Below are 15,598 nucleotides of genomic sequence, written 5' to 3' on the forward strand. Positions count from 1 at the left end.
GGGGGCTGCGGCTCGGCGCGCCGATCTGAGCACCGAAAAACCCGGAGGCTTTAGGCCCGTGCTTGCCCGCGCCCCCCCCCCCGCTGCGGAGTTCGGTTCGCGAGCAAGCTCGCTCCTACAAAAAGCCAAAAGCCCGCCAATCGGTGGGCTTTTTCATGCAGGCGAAACTCAGCTCGCAGCCGGCTGCGCCGGGGCGCGGCGGTAGGCCCAGACCATCAGCCCGATGCCGCCCAGGACCATCGGCACGCACAGCACCTGGCCCATGGTCAGCCAGCCCCACGCCAGGTAGCCCAGTTGGGCATCCGGCACGCGGACGAACTCGACGATGAAGCGGAAGATGCCGTAGCACAGCACGAACAGGCCGGACACCGAGGCCGTCGGGCGCGGCTTGCGGGTGAACAGCCAGAGGATGACGAACAGCGCCACGCCTTCCAGCGCGAACTGGTAAAGCTGCGACGGGTGCCGCGGCTCCGGGCCGCCGGTGGGGAAGATCATCGCCCAGGGCACGTCGGTCACCTTGCCCCACAGCTCGCCGTTGATGAAGTTGCCGATACGCCCGGCGCCCAGGCCGATCGGCACCAGCGGCGCGATCAGGTCCATCAGCTGGAAGAAGCTCTTGTTGTTGCGCTTGCCGAACCACCAGGTGGCCAGCATCACGCCGATCAGCCCGCCGTGGAACGACATGCCGCCCTTCCACACCTCGAAGATCAGCGTCGGGTTGGCGACGTACTCGTCCAGGTTGTAGAACAGCACGTAGCCCAGGCGACCGCCCAGGACCACGCCGCACGCCACCCAGAAGACCAGGTCGGAGAGCTTCTCCTTGCTCCAGGTCGGGTCGAAATCCTTCAGCTTGCGCGACGCCAGCAGCCAGGCGCCACCGATGCCGATCAGGTACATCAGGCCGTACCAGTGGATTTTCAGCGGCCCGAGCGACAAGGCAACCGGGTCGATCTGTGGATAAGGCAGCATCCGCTTCTCCTAGCAGGAATCAGATCAGGAAACTCAAGCCCACGCTGAACAGCAGCAGGGCGAACAAACGCTTGAGCACCAGGGGTGGCAGGCGATGCGCCAGCCGCGCCCCGATGCGGGCGAAGAACATGCTGGTGACGGCAACGCCCACCAGCGCCGGCAGGTAGACGAAGCCCAGGCTCAGCTCCGGCAGCTTTTCGTTGTGCCAGCCGACGGCGATGAAGGATATCGCGCCGGCAATGGCGATCGGCAATCCGCACGCCGAGGAAGTCGCAACCGCCTGTTGCATGGAGACGCCGCGCCAGGTCAGGAAAGGTACGGTCAGCGAGCCGCCGCCGATACCGAAGATCGCCGATGCCCAGCCCACCACGCCACCGGCCACTCCCAGGCCGAAACGCCCCGGCAGCTGGTGCGCACTTCTGGGCTGCAGGCCCAGCGCCATCTGGATCGACACCAGGACGGCGAAGGTGCCGATGATCTTCTGCAGCACCGGACCCTGAATCTTCGACGCGGTGAGCGCACCCAGCGCGCTGCCGACCAGGATGCCCACTGTCATCCAGGCGAACACCGGCCAGCGCACCGCGCCACGGCGATGGTGCTCGAGGATCGAATTGATCGAGGTGAAGACGATGGTCGCCAGCGAAGTGCCGACTGCCATCTGGGTCAGCACGTCGGGCGAGAAACCGTGGGCGCCGAAGCTGAACACCAGGGCCGGGACGATGATCAACCCGCCGCCGACGCCGAACAGGCCGGCGAGCACGCCAGCGCAGGCGCCAAGCACCAGGTAGAGCACGAACTCCATGGGCAACCTCGGCCGATAAAGCGGGCATGGTAGCCGAAGGCTCCGGGGCGCTCCAGCCACTCCGGGTCTTCGGCGGATGTTGATAGACTGCGGGCACACTACGGAGTTCGACCCATGTGCCTGATCGTCTTCGCCTGGCGTCCCGGACACGCCACGCCCCTGATCGTCGCGGCCAACCGCGATGAGTTCTACGCCCGCCCGGCCCTGCCGCTGGCGGCCTGGGAGGAATATCCCGGCCTTTACGCCGGCCGCGACCTGGAAGCCGGCGGCACCTGGCTCGGCGTAGCGCCGGATGGCCGCTTCGCCGCCCTGACCAACGTGCGCGACCCCGGGCAGCCGCTGGGCCCGCGCTCCCGCGGCGAACTGGTGGCGGCCTTCCTGCAGGGCCGGCATTCGCCGCTGGAGTACCTGCAACAGGTCGCCCGCCGCGCTTCGGATTACAGCGGCTTCAACCTGCTCGCAGGCGACAGTGCGCAGCTCTGCTACTTCAATCCGCGCGTCGGTCCGCCGGTGGCAGTGGCGCCGGGTGTGCACGGTCTGTCCAATGCCGCGCTGGATACGCCCTGGCCCAAGCTGCTCGGCGCGCGCAACGCCCTGCAAGCCGTGCTCGACAAGCCCGACACCGGCTCGCTGGTCGCCCTGCTGCGCGACAGCCACCAGCCAGAGGATGCCGAGCTGCCGGAAACCGGTGTCGGCCTGGCCACCGAACGCCTGCTGTCCAGTGTGTTCATCGCCAGCCCGACCTACGGCACCCGCGCCAGCACCGCGCTGATCGTCCACGCCGATGGACGCCGCGAGCTGCTGGAGCACAGTTTCGGCCCCAGCGGCGCGCGGCTGGGCGAGGTTGCCCTCACCGTCTAGCAGACGACGATGCAGTCGCGCTGGCGCTTGGCGCGGTACAGCGCATCATCCAGCCGGCGCATCATCGCCATCAGGTCCTCGCCGGGCTGCATCTGGGTCACCGAGAAGCTGGCGGTGAGCTGGGTCGGCAGCGATACGTCCGCCCGGCGAAGGCTCAGGCGCAAACGCTCGGCCAGTTCCCGGGCCGCCTCGCAGGTGGTTTCCGGCAGCAGCACGATGAACTCCTCGCCGCCCCAGCGGGCGAAGCAGTCCTCTTCGCGCAGGCGCCGCCTGACCACTTCGGCCACCGCCACCAGCACCCGATCGCCGGCCTGATGGCCGAGGCTGTCATTGATGCGCTTGAAGTGGTCCAGGTCGAACATCATCAGTGAGCAACCGTGGCCATGGCGCTGCAGACGCTGCCATTCGGCGTGCAACTGCTGCTCGAAGCGCCGACGGTTGGCGATCTGCGTCAGCGGATCGATCTCGGCGAGGCGCTGGGCGACGGCAGCCTGCTCGGCCAGCGCCTGGTTGGCCTGGCGCAAGGCCTCCGTGCGCTGCAGCACCAGGTACTCCAGGCTCAGGTTGAGCTGGTGCAGTTCATGGTTCTTCTCCTGCAATGCCAGCTCCGCGAGCTTGCGCTCGTGGATGTTGCGGTGCGCACCGACCATCCGCGTGGGCTTGCCGTCGGCGTCGAATTCGAAGAAACGCCCGTGGTCGCTGACCCACAGGTAATTGCCATCCAGGCAGCGGCAGCGGTACTCCTCGCGGTAGACGCCGCTGCGACCCTGGACGTAGGCATCGAAGGCGAACATGACCCTCTCGAAATCATCGGGATGGATGATCTCGTGCCAGGTGATGACATTTTCCGGAAGGCTGCCCGGGTCATAGCCCAGCATGGCGTACCAGCTCGGGCTGCGGGTGACGTGGTTGGTGCGGATGTCCCAGTCCCAGATGCCATCGCTGACGATGCTCAGGGCATAGCGCAGGGTACGGGCGCTGTCGCTGGTCTGCGTGCAGGGGTTTTGGTCGAGCTTTTCCATAAGCTGCGTCCCGGCCGGTGATCCGGCCTTGTTTCTTCGTCCGCCCTGCGGTGATGCACGTATCCGTCAGGGGTCTTTCGCCAGGAGCTGCCGCGGCGTCAGGCCTGGATGGTCGCCGCCGGGTTGATCACACGGCCCAGCCCCAGGTTGCGCAGGGCCAGGTGCAGCGAGCTGTGGATGACCTGCGGGTTGTCGAAGGTCATCAGTTGGCCGAGCAGTTCGCGTGCCCTGGACAAGGTCATCTGGCGCAGCAGCCATTTAACCTTAGGCAAGTTGGTGGCGTTCATCGATAGGGAATCGAAGCCCATGGCCATCAGCAGCACGGCGGCGGCCGGATCACCGGCCATTTCGCCGCAGATGCTCACCGGCTTGCCCTCGGCGTGGGAGTCGTCGACCACCTTCTTCAGCGCCTGCAGCACGGCCGGGTGCAGGTAGTCGTAGAGGTCGGCAACCCGTGGGTTGTTGCGGTCCACGGCCAGCAGGTACTGGGTCAGGTCGTTGGAGCCAACCGAAAGGAAATCCACCTGGCGCGCCAGCTCGCGGGTCTGGTACACAGCCGCGGGGATCTCCACCATCATGCCGATCGGCGGCATGGGGATGTCGACGCCTTCGTCGCGCACTTCGCCCCAGGCACGGTGGATCAGGTGCAGCGCCTCTTCCAGCTCGTGGGTGCCGGAGATCATCGGCAGCAGGATGCGCAGGTTGTCCAGGCCCTCACTGGCCTTGAGCATGGCGCGCGTCTGCACCAGGAAGATTTCCGGGTGGTCGAGGGTGACGCGGATGCCGCGCCAGCCGAGGAAGGGGTTGTCTTCCTTGATCGGGAAGTAGGACAGCGCCTTGTCGCCACCGATGTCCAGGGTGCGCATGGTCACCGGCAGCGGGTGGAAGGCGGAGAGCTGCTCGCGGTAGATGGCGAGCTGCTCCTTCTCGCTGGGGAAGCGGTCGTTGATCATGAACGGCACTTCGGTGCGGTACAGGCCGACACCTTCGGCGCCGCGCTCCTGGGCGCGCGCCACGTCCGCCAGCAGGCCGGTGTTGACCCACAGCGGCATGCGATGGCCGTCCAGCGTCTCGCAGGGCAGCTCGCGCAATGCGGCCAGGCCCTTGCTCAGTTCCTTCTCTTCGGCGACCACTTCGCCGTACTGCTTGACCAGCTGCGGCGACGGGTTGGTGTAGATCTCGCCGTGGTAGCCGTCGACGATCAGGTCGATGCCGTCGACCTTGGAATACGGCAGGTCGACCGCGCCCATGACGGTCGGGATGCCCATGGCGCGGGCGAGGATGGCAACGTGGGAGTTGCCCGAGCCGAGCACCGAGATCAGGCCAACCAGCTTGCCTTCGGGCACTTCGCCGAGCATCGCCGGCGACAGCTCCTCGCTGACGATGATGGTCTGGTCGGGGTAGGTCAGCGACTGCTTACGCTCTTCCTGGAGGTAGGCCAGGATGCGCCGGCCGATGTCCTTGACGTCCGAGGCGCGCTCGCGCAGGTAGGCGTCGTCCATCAGTTCGAAGCGCTGCACATGCTCCATGACCACCTGGCGCAGCGCGCCCTGTGCCCACTGGCCGGTGCGGATGATGCGTTTGACCTCGAGGCCGATGGAGGCGTCGTCGAGCATCATCAGGTAGACGTCGAACAGCGCCCGCTCCTCCTTGCGCAGCTGGGTGGCCAGCTTGCTGGAAAGGTTGCGCATGTCCTCGCGGACCGATTCCAGCGCCTGCTTGAAGCGCTCGACCTCGGCCTCGACGTCGTCGATGGGCTTGTCCGGGACCACTTCCAGATCCGCCGGCGGCAGCACCACCACGGCCTTGCCCACGGCCACGCCGGGTGCGCCGGGGACGCCGACGAACTTGGCTTCGCTGATGCCCTTGCCCATCTTGCCCAGGCCGCGGATCGAACCGGTGGCCTCGGCGTGGGCGATTACGCCGGCGAGCTGCGCACTCATGGTGACGAGGAAGGCTTCCTCGCCTTCGTCGAACTGGCGCTTTTCCTTCTGCTGCACCACTAGAACGCCCATCACCCGACGGTGGTGGATGATCGGTGCGCCGAGGAAGGAGGCGTAGCGTTCCTCGCCGGTCTCGGCGAAGTAGCGGTAACGGGGGTGTTCGGAGGCGTTCTCGAGGTTCAGCGGCTCCTCGCGGGTGCCGACCAGGCCGACCAGGCCCTCATTGGGTGCCATGCTGACCTTGCCGATGGAGCGCTTGTTCAGGCCCTCGGTGGCCATCAGCACGAAGCGGTTGCTCTCCGGGTCCAGCAGGTAGACCGAGCACACCTGGGTGCCCATCGCCTCCTTCACGCGCTGCACGATGATGCCCAGCGCCGCCTTGAGGTCCTTGGCGGAGTTCACTTCCTGGACGATCTTACGCAGCGTGTTGAGCATGGCGTGGGGGTCTAACTCCTTGAACTTCGTGCTAGTCGCGCGCCAGCAGGCGCGGTGCCAATTCCTTCAGTGCCCGGCGGTAGACCTCGCGCTTGAAGGTCACGACCTGGCCCAGCGGGTACCAGTAGCTCACCCATTTCCAGCCGTCGAATTCGGGCTTGCCGGTCACATCCATGCGCACCCGGCTTTCCTCGCCGGTCAGGCGTAGAAGGAACCACTTCTGTTTCTGCCCGATGCACAACGGCTGGCTGTTGGTACGCACCAGGCGTTGCGGCAGGCGGTAACGCAGCCAGCCCCGGGTACAGGCGAGGATCTTGACGTCCTGCTCTTCCAGGCCGACTTCTTCGTTCAGTTCGCGGTACAGCGCTTCCTCAGGGGTTTCGCGGGCGTTGATGCCGCCCTGGGGAAATTGCCAGGCTTCCTGGTTGATGCGCCGTGCCCACAATACCTGTCCGACATCGTTGCAAAGGATGATGCCGACATTGGGGCGAAAACCATCGGGATCGATCACGGCGGTACATCCTCGAAATCGCGTGTGCCCGCATTGTTCCACAAAGCTTGTGACAGCGGCAACGCGGGCTGCGGCGTCCTGTGCCGGGTGGGCAAAAGCCGTTACTCTAGGCGACTTTTCCGTATTGGCAACTGGCGGTAATCCATCGTGCGACTGGCTCTCTTCGATCTCGACAACACCCTCCTGGCTGGCGACAGCGACCACAGCTGGGGCGAATGGCTATGCCAGCGTGGGCTGGTGGATGCCGTCGAGTACCAGGCGCGCAACGATGCCTTCTATGCCGACTACATGGCCGGCACCCTCGACGTGTTCGCCTACCAGGCCTTCACCCAGGCGATCCTCGGCCGCAACAGCCTGGAGCAGCTGGCCATCTGGCATCGCCAGTTCATGGAGGAAGTGATCGAGCCCATCGTCCTGGCCAAGGGCGAGGCCCTGCTGGCCGAACACCGCGCCGCGGGCGACAAGCTGGTGATCATCACCGCCACCAACCGCTTCGTCACCGGGCCGATCGCCGAGCGCCTGGGGGTGGAGACGCTGATCGCCACCGAGTGCGAGATGGACAACGGCGTCTACACCGGCCGCACCTTCGACGTGCCCTGCTTCCAGAGCGGCAAGGTGACCCGGCTCAACCGCTGGCTCGCAGAGACCGGCCTGAAGCTGGACGATGCCTACTTCTACAGCGACTCGCGCAACGACCTGCCGCTGCTGGAACTGGTGGCCAACCCGGTGGCGGTGGACCCCGACGACACCCTGCGCGCCGTCGCCCTTGAGCGCGGCTGGCCGGTGATCAGCCTGCGCGGCTGAATTTGTCTCAGAAGGTCTTGTTGACCATCAGGTAGAAGATCGCCAGGAAGGCCAGGAACGCCGGCCAGCCCAGGGCGAACCACCAGCGCATATAGAGGAAGGCCCTGGGCGGCAGCGCCGCACCCTCGCGGTGCGCCGCCTCGGCCATGTCGCGCACGCGGATCTGCAGCCAGACCACCGGCAGCCAACAGGCGCCGGCGAACACGTAGAGCGCCAGGCTCCAGAGCAGCCAGCCAGAATCCAGCGGCCAGCCGGCCATGTGCGCCATGGCGATGCCGCTCAGCGGCTGGAACACCGCCGTGGTGGCGATGAACAGCCAGTCGGCGGTGACCAGGTGGCGGAAGGTGATGCGGATGGCTTCCAGGTTGCCGCTGCGCCAGGCGCGCCAGCTGTAGTAGGCCGAGCCCAGCCCGGTGCCGAACAGCAGCGTGGAAGACAGGATGTGCAGGGTCTTGAGCAGCAGGTAGAGGTTCACGCGGTGGGCATCACACCGGCTTGCCGATCATCAGCACCAGGATGGCGACCACGCACAGCAGCGCCAGCACGAAGAAAGCCAGGCCGAACTTCCACTGCCGCGCCGCACCGGCGGCAATCGGCTCGCCGCTGCTCTGCGCCACCAGCGCAAGATCGCGGATGCGCCACAGGCGAGTGGTGAACAGCAGCCAGAAGATAGTCGCGACGATCAGCAGGCAGGCGCTGCCCAGCAGCCAGGTCTGGCCCAGCGGCCAGCCGACGGTCTGCACCATGCGGTAGCCGGTGACCGGCAGGCTGGCGACGCTGCCGGCCACCAGCACCCAGCCGATCAGGCCGATGCGCTGCAGGGCCTTGGCGATCACCCCGGCATCGCCAGCTCGCCAGCTGCGCCAGCCGTACCAGGCCAGGCCGATGATGGCGAGGAAGGGCAGCACGGCGGCGATGCCATGGAGGATGCGCAAGGTCTGCAGGCTTTCCATTTCAATTCCCTGTGAAGAAGGCGGCGTTGCGACAAGCCTAGCAGCAGTCGCGCCGCCCCTGTCTGGTCCTCAGCCGAGGAACAGGCGGTAGGCCGGGTTGTCCGTCTCGTCCCAGTAGGGGTAGCCGATCTCGTCCAGCGCGGCTGCCACCAGGTGGCGTTCGTCCTCCGGCACCTGCAGGCCCGCCACCACGCGCCCGTCGGCGGCGCCGTGGTTGCGGTAGTGGAACAGGGTGATGTTCCAGCGGCCGCCCAGGCGGTTGAGGAAGTTGAACAGCGCGCCGGGGCGCTCGGGGAATTCGAAGCGAAACACCTGCTCGCCGGAGACGCGCGGCGAATGGCCGCCGACCATGTGGCGGATGTGCAGCTTGGCCAGCTCGTTGTCGGTCAGGTCCAGCACCGGGAAGCCCTGGTCCTGCAACTGCTGCACCAGTGCCGCGCGCGGGTCGTTCTCCGGGTGCGTCTGCACGCCGACGAAGATGTGCGCCTCGCTGTCGGTGTTGTAGCGGTAGTTGAACTCGGTGATCTGGCGCTTGCCGATGGCTTCGCAGAACGCCTTGAAGCTGCCCGGACGCTCGGGAATGGTCACCGCGATGATCGCTTCGCGCTTCTCGCCCAGCTCCGCGCGCTCGGCCACGTGGCGCAGGCGGTCGAAGTTGATGTTGGCGCCCGAGTCGATGGCGACCAGGGTCTCGCCCTTCACGCCTTCGCGCTCGACGTAGCGCTTGATCCCTGCCACCGCCAGCGCGCCGGCGGGCTCGGTGATCGAACGGGTATCGTCGTAGATGTCCTTGATCGCCGCGCAGATCTCGTCGGTGCTGACGGTGATCACTTCGTCGACGTAATCCTTGCACAGCTCGAAGTTGTGTTTGCCGATCTGCGCCACGGCCACGCCGTCGGCGAACAGCCCGACCTGGCCGAGCACCACGCGTTCGCCGGCGGCCATCGCCGCCTGCAGGCAGTTGGAGTCGTCCGGCTCGACGCCGATGACCTTGATCTCCGGGCGCAGGTACTTGACGTAGGCGGCGATGCCGGCGATCAGGCCGCCGCCACCGACGGGCACGAAGATCGCGTCGATGCGGCCGGGGTTCTGGCGGAGGATTTCCATGGCCACGGTGCCCTGGCCGGCGATCACGTCCGGATCGTCGTAGGGGTGGATGTAGACGTAGCCCTTCTCTTCCACGAGTTTGAGCGAATGCGCCAGCGCATCGGGGAAGGCATCGCCGTGCAGCACGGCCTTGCCGCCGCGGGCGCGCACGCCCTGGACCTTGAGCTCCGGCGTGGTGCGCGGCATCACGATGGTGGCCTTGATGCCCAGCTCGCGGGCGGCCAGCGCCACGCCCTGGGCATGGTTGCCGGCGGAGGCGGTGACGACGCCGCGGGCGAGTTCTTCCGGGCTCAGCTGCGCCAGCTTGTTGTAGGCGCCGCGAATCTTGAAGGAGAACACCGGCTGCAGGTCTTCGCGCTTGAGCAGAATCTGGTTGCCCAGGCGCTCGGAGAGCTGGCGGGCAGGCTGCAGGGGCGTTTCCACGGCAACGTCGTAGACGCGCGAGGTGAGGATCTTCTTGACGTAGTGTTCGAGCATCGGAAGGGCTATATCGGCGGCTTTTCGAGGAACCGCGAGTCTACTCCAGCCGGCGCGGCGCGGGCCACCGAACAATCCGCGCGCAGATGACCGTAACAGTTGCCCGGCGGCGCAACACCGGCGCGCCCCGGGCCGCTATAATCCGCCCTCTCGACTATTCCCCGGCGCCATTGCGCCCAGCCAGGTAAGAAGACTCTTCGCCATGAATCAGGATCAGCTCAAGCAGGCTGTGGCCCAGGCCGCCGTCGACCACATCCTTCCGCACCTCGACAGCAAGAGCATCGTCGGCGTGGGCACCGGTTCCACCGCCAACTTCTTCATCGACCTGCTGGCGAAACACAAGGCCGAGTTCGACGGCGCCGTGGCCAGTTCCGAAGCCACCGCCCAGCGCCTGAAGGGCCACGGCATCCCGGTCTACGACCTGAACACGGTCAGCGAACTGGAGTTCTACGTGGACGGCGCCGACGAGACCAACGAGCGCCTGGAACTGATCAAGGGCGGCGGCGCCGCGCTGACCCGCGAGAAGATCGTCGCCGCGGTGGCCAGGGAATTCATCTGCATCGCCGACGCCAGCAAGCTGGTGCCGATCCTCGGCGGCTTCCCGCTGCCGGTGGAAGTCATCCCCATGGCCCGCAGCCACGTGGCGCGCCAGTTGGTGAAGCTGGGCGGCGACCCGGTGTACCGCGAGGGCGTGCTGACCGATAACGGCAACATCATCCTCGATGTGCACAACCTGCGCATCGACAGCCCGGTGCAGCTGGAAGAAGCGATCAACAACATCGTCGGCGTGGTCACCAACGGGCTGTTCGCCGCGCGTCCGGCCGACCTCCTGCTGCTGGGCACCGCGGAAGGCGTGAAGACCCTCAAGGTCTGAGGAAGCGAAGCGCCATCCGCCGGATGGCGCCTTCCAGAGCGCCTGCTGCCGTCTACGCTGGGAGAACCCAACCCTCCCATCATGGAGATGCAGCATGGCCGCGAAGTATCACCTGAAGAAGGCCAGCGATGGCCAGTTCCTCTTCAACCTCCACGCCAGCAATGGCGAGATCGTCCTCACCAGCGAGCTGTACAAGGCCAAGCCTTCGGCCGTGGGCGGCATCGAGTCGGTGCGCAGCAACTCCCAGCGCGAAGGCGCCTTCGAGATCAAGGTGGCCAGCAACGGCAAACACTACTTCGTGCTCAAGGCCACCAACGGCCAGGTCGTCGGGCAGAGCCAGATGTATGCCAGCAAGACCACCGCCGATGCCGGCGTGGCGGCCGTCAAACGCTACGCGCCAGAAGCACCCATCAGCGACGACACCTGATCACGCACTGACTTGGTGAGCGCCTCCGCAAGCAGGCTTTCCACGGCCGGCATCGCCGCCGGTCGTGTATCACCGTTGTTACAGTGGCGCGACAGGCTCTGTCACTGAGGCGTCAGATTCCGCCCATCTGCGGCGAACCGGTCCACATCCTGCTTTCCTCCGCCGCACGCATCGAAGACCGATGCGATTCCAATCGACACAGAGGAAAGTGCCGTGTTCAGACCCTTAGCCGTTGCGGTCAGCCTGGGCTGCGCTGCGCTGGCGACCGACGCCAACGCCTACGAATACGGGGAATATGCCGGGGACACCCTCGACACCCTGATCAACGATTACCCCGGCCGCTATCGCGGCACCGCCAGTTTCGCCGGCGCCACCGCGCTGATGCAGTCGCGCCTAGGCTTCGGCTACCAGACGCAGGTCCAGGACTTCACCTGGGCCGGCAGCCGCAGCTCGCAGAACGTCATCGCCAGCGCCCCGGGCAGCAGCGGCCAGTACGTGGTGCTGGGTGCCCACTACGACACCTATTACGGCCGTCCGACCTTGCAGGGCCTGGACGACAACGGCTCCGGCGCCGCCGTGCTGACCGAGATCGCCCGCAACCTGGGCGGCGTCGCCCTGGAGAATGGCCTGGAAGTGGTCGGCTTCGGCGCCGAAGAGGAAGGCCTGCGCGGGTCGCGCGCCTACGTCGCTTCCCTGAGCGATGAACAGCGCAGCAACCTGCTGGGCATGATCAACCTCGACAGCCTGATCACCGGCGACAGGATGTACGCCCACGCCGGCTTCAACAGCGTCGACAACCCCGCGCTGGGCGCCTACCGCGACCAGCTCCTGCGCATCGCCCAGGAACTGAAGATCCCGCTGTTCACCAACCCCGGCCTGAACGAGGAATACCCCGCCGGCACCGGCTGCTGCAGCGACGGCGAAAGCTTCGAGGGGCTGAACGTCCCGGTGCTGTTCATCGAGGCCACCAACTGGGAACTGGGCGAGCTCGACGGCTACGAGCAGACCGACAACCCCGCCATCCCCGGCGGCGCCACCTGGCACAACCCCGCGCTGGACAACGAGCAGGTGCTCACCAACGCCTTCGGCCAGGAGCGCATCGACCAGCGCCTGCGCGACTTCTCCCGTCTGCTCACGCGCCTGGTGCTGGAGCTGACCAACGCCGACCTGCTCGCTTCCACCGCCTCGGGCGGCGCCATGGCGCGGCAGATGGAAGACCAGCTGCAACGCCAGCATCTGGCCCTGACCCGCCTGCATGACCGTCGCTGGCTGACACTACTGGGCAGTTCGCGGCCGGTCGGGAGCTTCGACGGCGCCGTTGGCGTCGAAGGCGAAACCACCCCCGAGAGCGGCTTCGACATGCCCGGCGACCCGCGCTCGCACCGGGCCGGCGTGAACCTGCTGGGCGACTATCGCGCCAGCGAGGCCGTCACCGTCGGCGGCAGCCTGAGCTTCCAGCGCAGCCGCGACAACATGGACCACAGCGCACGGCTGGAAGCGGAAACCTGGCAGCTGGGTCTCTACGGCTTGCTCAACGACGGCGGCCCGGCCTGGCTGGGCGGCGAGCTGAGCGCAGGCTATGCCGACTTCGACAGCAAGCGCTCGGTGTACCTGAAGGCGAAGAACGGCCCGGTGCTGCTCGACCAGCGCATCGACGGCGACACCAACGCCTGGTTCTGGGGCGCGCGGGTCGACGGCGGCTACGACTTCGACATTGCCGGCATCAGGACCGGGCCGCAAGGCGGACTGGATTACGTGCACTACAAGATCGACGACTTCAACGAGGACGATGACCTGCGCACCGCGCTGGGCTATGAGAAGCAGGACTACGACTCGGTCGAAGCCAGCCTTGGCTGGGGCCTGCGCGGCGAGCTGCCGCTGGGCAACCGCATGGCCGTGCAGCCCTACGCCAGCGTACGTTGGGTGAAGGAGCTGGCCGATGGGCGCCTGGACGATATTGCGCTGACCGCCCTGGGCGATGGCCGCACCCGCGTCGCCGACCTGGGCGACGTGGACAAGGACTTCGGTCGCGCCCAGGCCGGCGCCCTGCTGGCAGTGACCGAGCAGCTGGGCGTGTTCGCCGAGGCCAACTCGCGCTTCGCCCACAGCGAAGGCAGCCAGGCGTCCTATTCCCTCGGCGTGCAATGGCAGTTCTGATCGCCGGAAAGCGAGGCGCCCTCAGTGCGCCTCGCGCTTCTTGAACACGTAGAAGAGGTTGGGCTCACTGACCAGGTACAGCGTGCCCTGGTCGTCCATGGCGATGCCTTCGGCCTGCGGCACGCTGCGGCGCAGGCCCTGCATACCGCGCAGCAGCGACAGCGAGCTGATCGGCTCGCCATCGGCGCTCAGCTCCAGCACCAGCCAGGATTCGTCGGACAGCGCCAGCAGGTGCCCGCTGCGCTCGTCGTACTGCAGGCTGGAGAGATCGCGGACGAACAGGTTGCGGTTGTGCCTGAGGTCCTCCACCACGTGCACCGCGATGGGCTGCTGCGACTGCTCGTAGGGGAAGCCGCGCACCTCGTAGATATGCACCGGATTGCGCTCCTTGGCGACGAACAGGCGCTTGCCCACAGAGTCATAGGCCAGCCCCTCGAAGCCGCTGTTGCCACCGCGCCCCAGGGCCAGGGCGAGCTGCTGGGCATCCTCGGCGTAGAGTTCCTTCGTGTCCTCGCGCAGCTCCACGCGCAGCAGGCGCTGGTGGGTTTCGTCGGTGATCACATAGACGTTGCGGCTGATGTATTCGATGGCCTCGGTATCGCCGAAGCCGTGCAGCGCGATCCTGCGCAGCAGCCTGCCTTCCAGCGACAGCTCGACCAGTTCGTTGCGCTTGTTGGTGACGGTGAACAGGGTCTGCCGGTCGGGGTCGTAGGTCAGCGCCGAGACGTTGTCCTCCAGGCCCTCGATGGGTTGCGCCTCCAGGACCACGCGGTAATCGGGCAGCCAGATGGACCTGTCCTGCCACTGCGCCACATGGCGCCATTCGTTGAGCTTGAACCAGACGCGCTCATAGACCCGGAAGCTCTGGCCCAGCGCGAGCAACGCGGCCAGGGCGATCAGTGCCAGCAGGAGGATCAGGCGACGGGGTTTGAGCAGACGACGCATGGCGGATTCGGGGCAGGTTCGGCGGGGCAGATTGACTGCGACGCCTGAAGCCAAACTTAAAGGCTACGGGGCTGCGGGCAGGCTAGAGTCAGGTTAGCGCAAGACTGTCCCGTGTTTCTTTTGCAAGCCACCGCAAGAGGCGTATCGATGGCCCAGCACCTGCTTCCCGAACAACGCCAGCAGGCGACCCTTCACACCGTGGTGCTGGCGACCGAAGTGCTGCATCACGCCGGCGTACCGCGCCCGAAGCTGCTGGAGGGCAGCGGCATCGGCGAGGCGGACCTGCTGACGCCGGAAAAGCTGATCACCCACGCGCAGGAACTGCGGGTCTTCGCCAACGCGCTGAACTGCCACCACGACCCGGCGCTGGGCCTCTACCTCGGCCTGCGCATGCATGTCTCGGCGTACGGCATCCTCGGCTACAGCATGCTCGCCAGCCGCACCCTGCGCGATGCGCTGCAACTGGCGCTGTCGTTTCCCGAGCTGCTCGGCACCTACTTCCGCCTGGCGCTGACGCCGCAGGGCGATGAGGTGCACCTGACCGCCGACGGCTACCGCTACGCGCCGGAGCTGACGGTGTTCAACACCGAGCTGTGCCTGACTTCGCTGCTGACGGTGATCCGCGACCTGCTGGGGGAGTCGGTACGGCCGCGGCGCCTGCTGCTGGCCTATCGGCCGCCGCTGCACGCGGAGACCTACACCGAGCGCCTGGGCTGCCCAGTGGACTTCGGCGCCCCCACCAGCGCGCTGTGCTTCAGCCCGGCGCTGCTGGACCGACCGCTGCCGCTGGCCGACCCGGTCAGTTGCCACAACGGCGTGCAGCAATGCCTGCGCATGAGCGGGATGCTCAGCGCCCGCGGCGATGTGATCGACCAGTTGCGCCAGCACCTGGCCAGCCACCTGCAGAGCACCGCCAGCCTGGACAGCGTGGCGCGCCACCTGCATCGCTCGACCCGCACCCTGCGGCGCCACCTGCAGCAGCAGAACACCAGTTATCAACAGGTGCTCGACGAGGTGCGCTTCGACCGCGCGCGGCAATTGCTCAAGGACACTGACCTGCCGATCTACCTGATCGCCGAACAGCTGGGCTACAGCGAAACGGCCAGTTTCCGCCATGCCTTCCAGCGCTGGAGTGGAGCGAGTCCGAGTTTGTATCGGGGCTGAAGCCACGACCGGAAACGTCACTGTAGGAGCGGGGGGGGGGGGGGGCCCCCCCCCCCCCCCCCGGTTTTGGTGCGCACAGCCGGGCGGAAAAAAAACCAACCCACAACAAACCCCCCCCCCCCCCCCAAAAAACAAAGAAAGCGGGGG

15 protein-coding genes are annotated in these 15,598 nt (G+C 66.7%); 6 read left to right on the plus strand and 9 right to left on the minus strand.

Going from position 1 to position 15,598, the window contains the following annotated elements:
- Positions 1-168 precede the first annotated feature (168 nt).
- Both lgt and ACCC94_RS19980 read right to left on the minus strand, forming a co-directional pair.
- Positions 169-969 (minus strand): prolipoprotein diacylglyceryl transferase, encoded by an 801-nt coding sequence (gene lgt / locus ACCC94_RS19975; protein ID WP_413351272.1) that lies wholly within the window; start codon positions 967-969, stop codon positions 169-171.
- Between the two features lie 19 nt (positions 970-988).
- Positions 989-1,771: a sulfite exporter TauE/SafE family protein gene (locus ACCC94_RS19980; protein WP_413351273.1), complete on the minus strand. Its 783-nt coding sequence runs from the start codon at positions 1,769-1,771 to the stop codon at positions 989-991.
- Between the two features lie 114 nt (positions 1,772-1,885).
- Between ACCC94_RS19980 and ACCC94_RS19985 the strand changes: the two genes are divergently transcribed.
- Entirely contained in the window at positions 1,886-2,632 is a 747-nt protein-coding gene (locus ACCC94_RS19985) for an NRDE family protein (RefSeq protein ID WP_413351274.1), read from the plus strand.
- Here ACCC94_RS19985 and ACCC94_RS19990 read toward each other — a convergent pair.
- The 3 genes from ACCC94_RS19990 to ACCC94_RS20000 all read right to left on the minus strand — a co-directional run bounded on the left by ACCC94_RS19990 (position 2,629) and on the right by ACCC94_RS20000 (position 6,543).
- Positions 2,629-3,654: a diguanylate cyclase domain-containing protein gene (locus tag ACCC94_RS19990; protein WP_413351275.1), complete on the minus strand. Its 1,026-nt coding sequence runs from the start codon at positions 3,652-3,654 to the stop codon at positions 2,629-2,631. The two genes, ACCC94_RS19985 and ACCC94_RS19990, sit on opposite strands and share 4 nt — an antisense overlap.
- Positions 3,655-3,752: 98 nt before the next feature.
- On the minus strand, positions 3,753-6,032 hold the full coding sequence (gene ptsP / locus ACCC94_RS19995) for a phosphoenolpyruvate--protein phosphotransferase (protein WP_138524366.1): 2,280 nt from the start codon (positions 6,030-6,032) through the stop codon (positions 3,753-3,755).
- Positions 6,033-6,063: 31 nt separating this feature from the next.
- Positions 6,064-6,543: an RNA pyrophosphohydrolase gene (locus ACCC94_RS20000; RefSeq protein WP_017520843.1), complete on the minus strand. Its 480-nt coding sequence runs from the start codon at positions 6,541-6,543 to the stop codon at positions 6,064-6,066.
- A gap of 147 nt (positions 6,544-6,690) precedes the next feature.
- Between ACCC94_RS20000 and ACCC94_RS20005 the strand changes: the two genes are divergently transcribed.
- Entirely contained in the window at positions 6,691-7,347 is a 657-nt protein-coding gene (locus ACCC94_RS20005) for an HAD family hydrolase (protein WP_413351276.1), read from the plus strand.
- Between the two features lie 7 nt (positions 7,348-7,354).
- Here ACCC94_RS20005 and ACCC94_RS20010 read toward each other — a convergent pair whose 3' ends face one another.
- The 3 genes from ACCC94_RS20010 to ilvA form a co-directional block, all read right to left on the minus strand.
- A complete protein-coding gene (locus tag ACCC94_RS20010; RefSeq protein ID WP_413351277.1) occupies positions 7,355-7,822 on the minus strand; it encodes a DUF2269 family protein in 468 nt (155 codons plus the stop codon).
- Positions 7,823-7,832: 10 nt separating this feature from the next.
- A complete protein-coding gene (locus ACCC94_RS20015; protein WP_413351278.1) occupies positions 7,833-8,300 on the minus strand; it encodes a DUF2269 domain-containing protein in 468 nt (155 codons plus the stop codon).
- Positions 8,301-8,369: 69 nt separating this feature from the next.
- Complete coding sequence (ilvA, locus tag ACCC94_RS20020) at positions 8,370-9,896, minus strand: threonine ammonia-lyase, biosynthetic (RefSeq protein WP_413351284.1); 1,527 nt, start codon at positions 9,894-9,896, stop codon at positions 8,370-8,372.
- 190 nt (positions 9,897-10,086) lie between these two features.
- On the opposite strand from ilvA, the gene rpiA reads away from it, so the two are divergent.
- The 3 genes from rpiA to ACCC94_RS20035 all read left to right on the plus strand — a co-directional run bounded on the left by rpiA (position 10,087) and on the right by ACCC94_RS20035 (position 13,342).
- A complete protein-coding gene (gene rpiA / locus ACCC94_RS20025) occupies positions 10,087-10,758 on the plus strand; it encodes a ribose-5-phosphate isomerase RpiA (RefSeq protein ID WP_413351279.1) in 672 nt (223 codons plus the stop codon).
- Between the two features lie 94 nt (positions 10,759-10,852).
- Entirely contained in the window at positions 10,853-11,185 is a 333-nt protein-coding gene (locus tag ACCC94_RS20030) for a YegP family protein (RefSeq protein WP_413351280.1), read from the plus strand.
- Between the two features lie 213 nt (positions 11,186-11,398).
- Positions 11,399-13,342, plus strand: a complete 1,944-nt coding sequence (locus ACCC94_RS20035) for an autotransporter outer membrane beta-barrel domain-containing protein (RefSeq protein WP_413351281.1) — start codon at positions 11,399-11,401, stop codon at positions 13,340-13,342.
- A gap of 21 nt (positions 13,343-13,363) precedes the next feature.
- Here ACCC94_RS20035 and ACCC94_RS20040 read toward each other — a convergent pair whose 3' ends face one another.
- Positions 13,364-14,287: an SdiA-regulated domain-containing protein gene (locus ACCC94_RS20040; RefSeq protein ID WP_413351282.1), complete on the minus strand. Its 924-nt coding sequence runs from the start codon at positions 14,285-14,287 to the stop codon at positions 13,364-13,366.
- 147 nt (positions 14,288-14,434) lie between these two features.
- Between ACCC94_RS20040 and ACCC94_RS20045 the strand changes: the two genes are divergently transcribed.
- Entirely contained in the window at positions 14,435-15,451 is a 1,017-nt protein-coding gene (locus tag ACCC94_RS20045) for an AraC family transcriptional regulator (protein WP_413351283.1), read from the plus strand.
- Positions 15,452-15,598: the final 147 nt, after the last annotated feature.

Source organism: Pseudomonas sp. Pseusp97 (assembly GCF_047304025.1).
Taxonomy (GTDB): Bacteria; Pseudomonadota; Gammaproteobacteria; order Pseudomonadales; family Pseudomonadaceae; genus Pseudomonas.

Bases quoted from the DNA above. Each gene is read 5' to 3' on its own strand.
- lgt (WP_413351272.1), bottom strand. From the start codon at position 969: ATGCTGCCTTATCCACAGATCGACCCGGTTGCCTTGTCGCTCGGGCCG.
- ACCC94_RS19980 (WP_413351273.1), bottom strand. From the start codon at position 1,771: ATGGAGTTCGTGCTCTACCTGGTGCTTGGCGCCTGCGCTGGCGTGCTC.
- ACCC94_RS19985 (WP_413351274.1), top strand. From the start codon at position 1,886: ATGTGCCTGATCGTCTTCGCCTGGCGTCCCGGACACGCCACGCCCCTG.
- ACCC94_RS19990 (WP_413351275.1), bottom strand. From the start codon at position 3,654: ATGGAAAAGCTCGACCAAAACCCCTGCACGCAGACCAGCGACAGCGCC.
- ptsP (WP_138524366.1), bottom strand. From the start codon at position 6,032: ATGCTCAACACGCTGCGTAAGATCGTCCAGGAAGTGAACTCCGCCAAG.
- ACCC94_RS20015 (WP_413351278.1), bottom strand. From the start codon at position 8,300: ATGGAAAGCCTGCAGACCTTGCGCATCCTCCATGGCATCGCCGCCGTG.
- rpiA (WP_413351279.1), top strand. From the start codon at position 10,087: ATGAATCAGGATCAGCTCAAGCAGGCTGTGGCCCAGGCCGCCGTCGAC.
- ACCC94_RS20030 (WP_413351280.1), top strand. From the start codon at position 10,853: ATGGCCGCGAAGTATCACCTGAAGAAGGCCAGCGATGGCCAGTTCCTC.
- ACCC94_RS20040 (WP_413351282.1), bottom strand. From the start codon at position 14,287: ATGCGTCGTCTGCTCAAACCCCGTCGCCTGATCCTCCTGCTGGCACTG.
- ACCC94_RS20045 (WP_413351283.1), top strand. From the start codon at position 14,435: ATGGCCCAGCACCTGCTTCCCGAACAACGCCAGCAGGCGACCCTTCAC.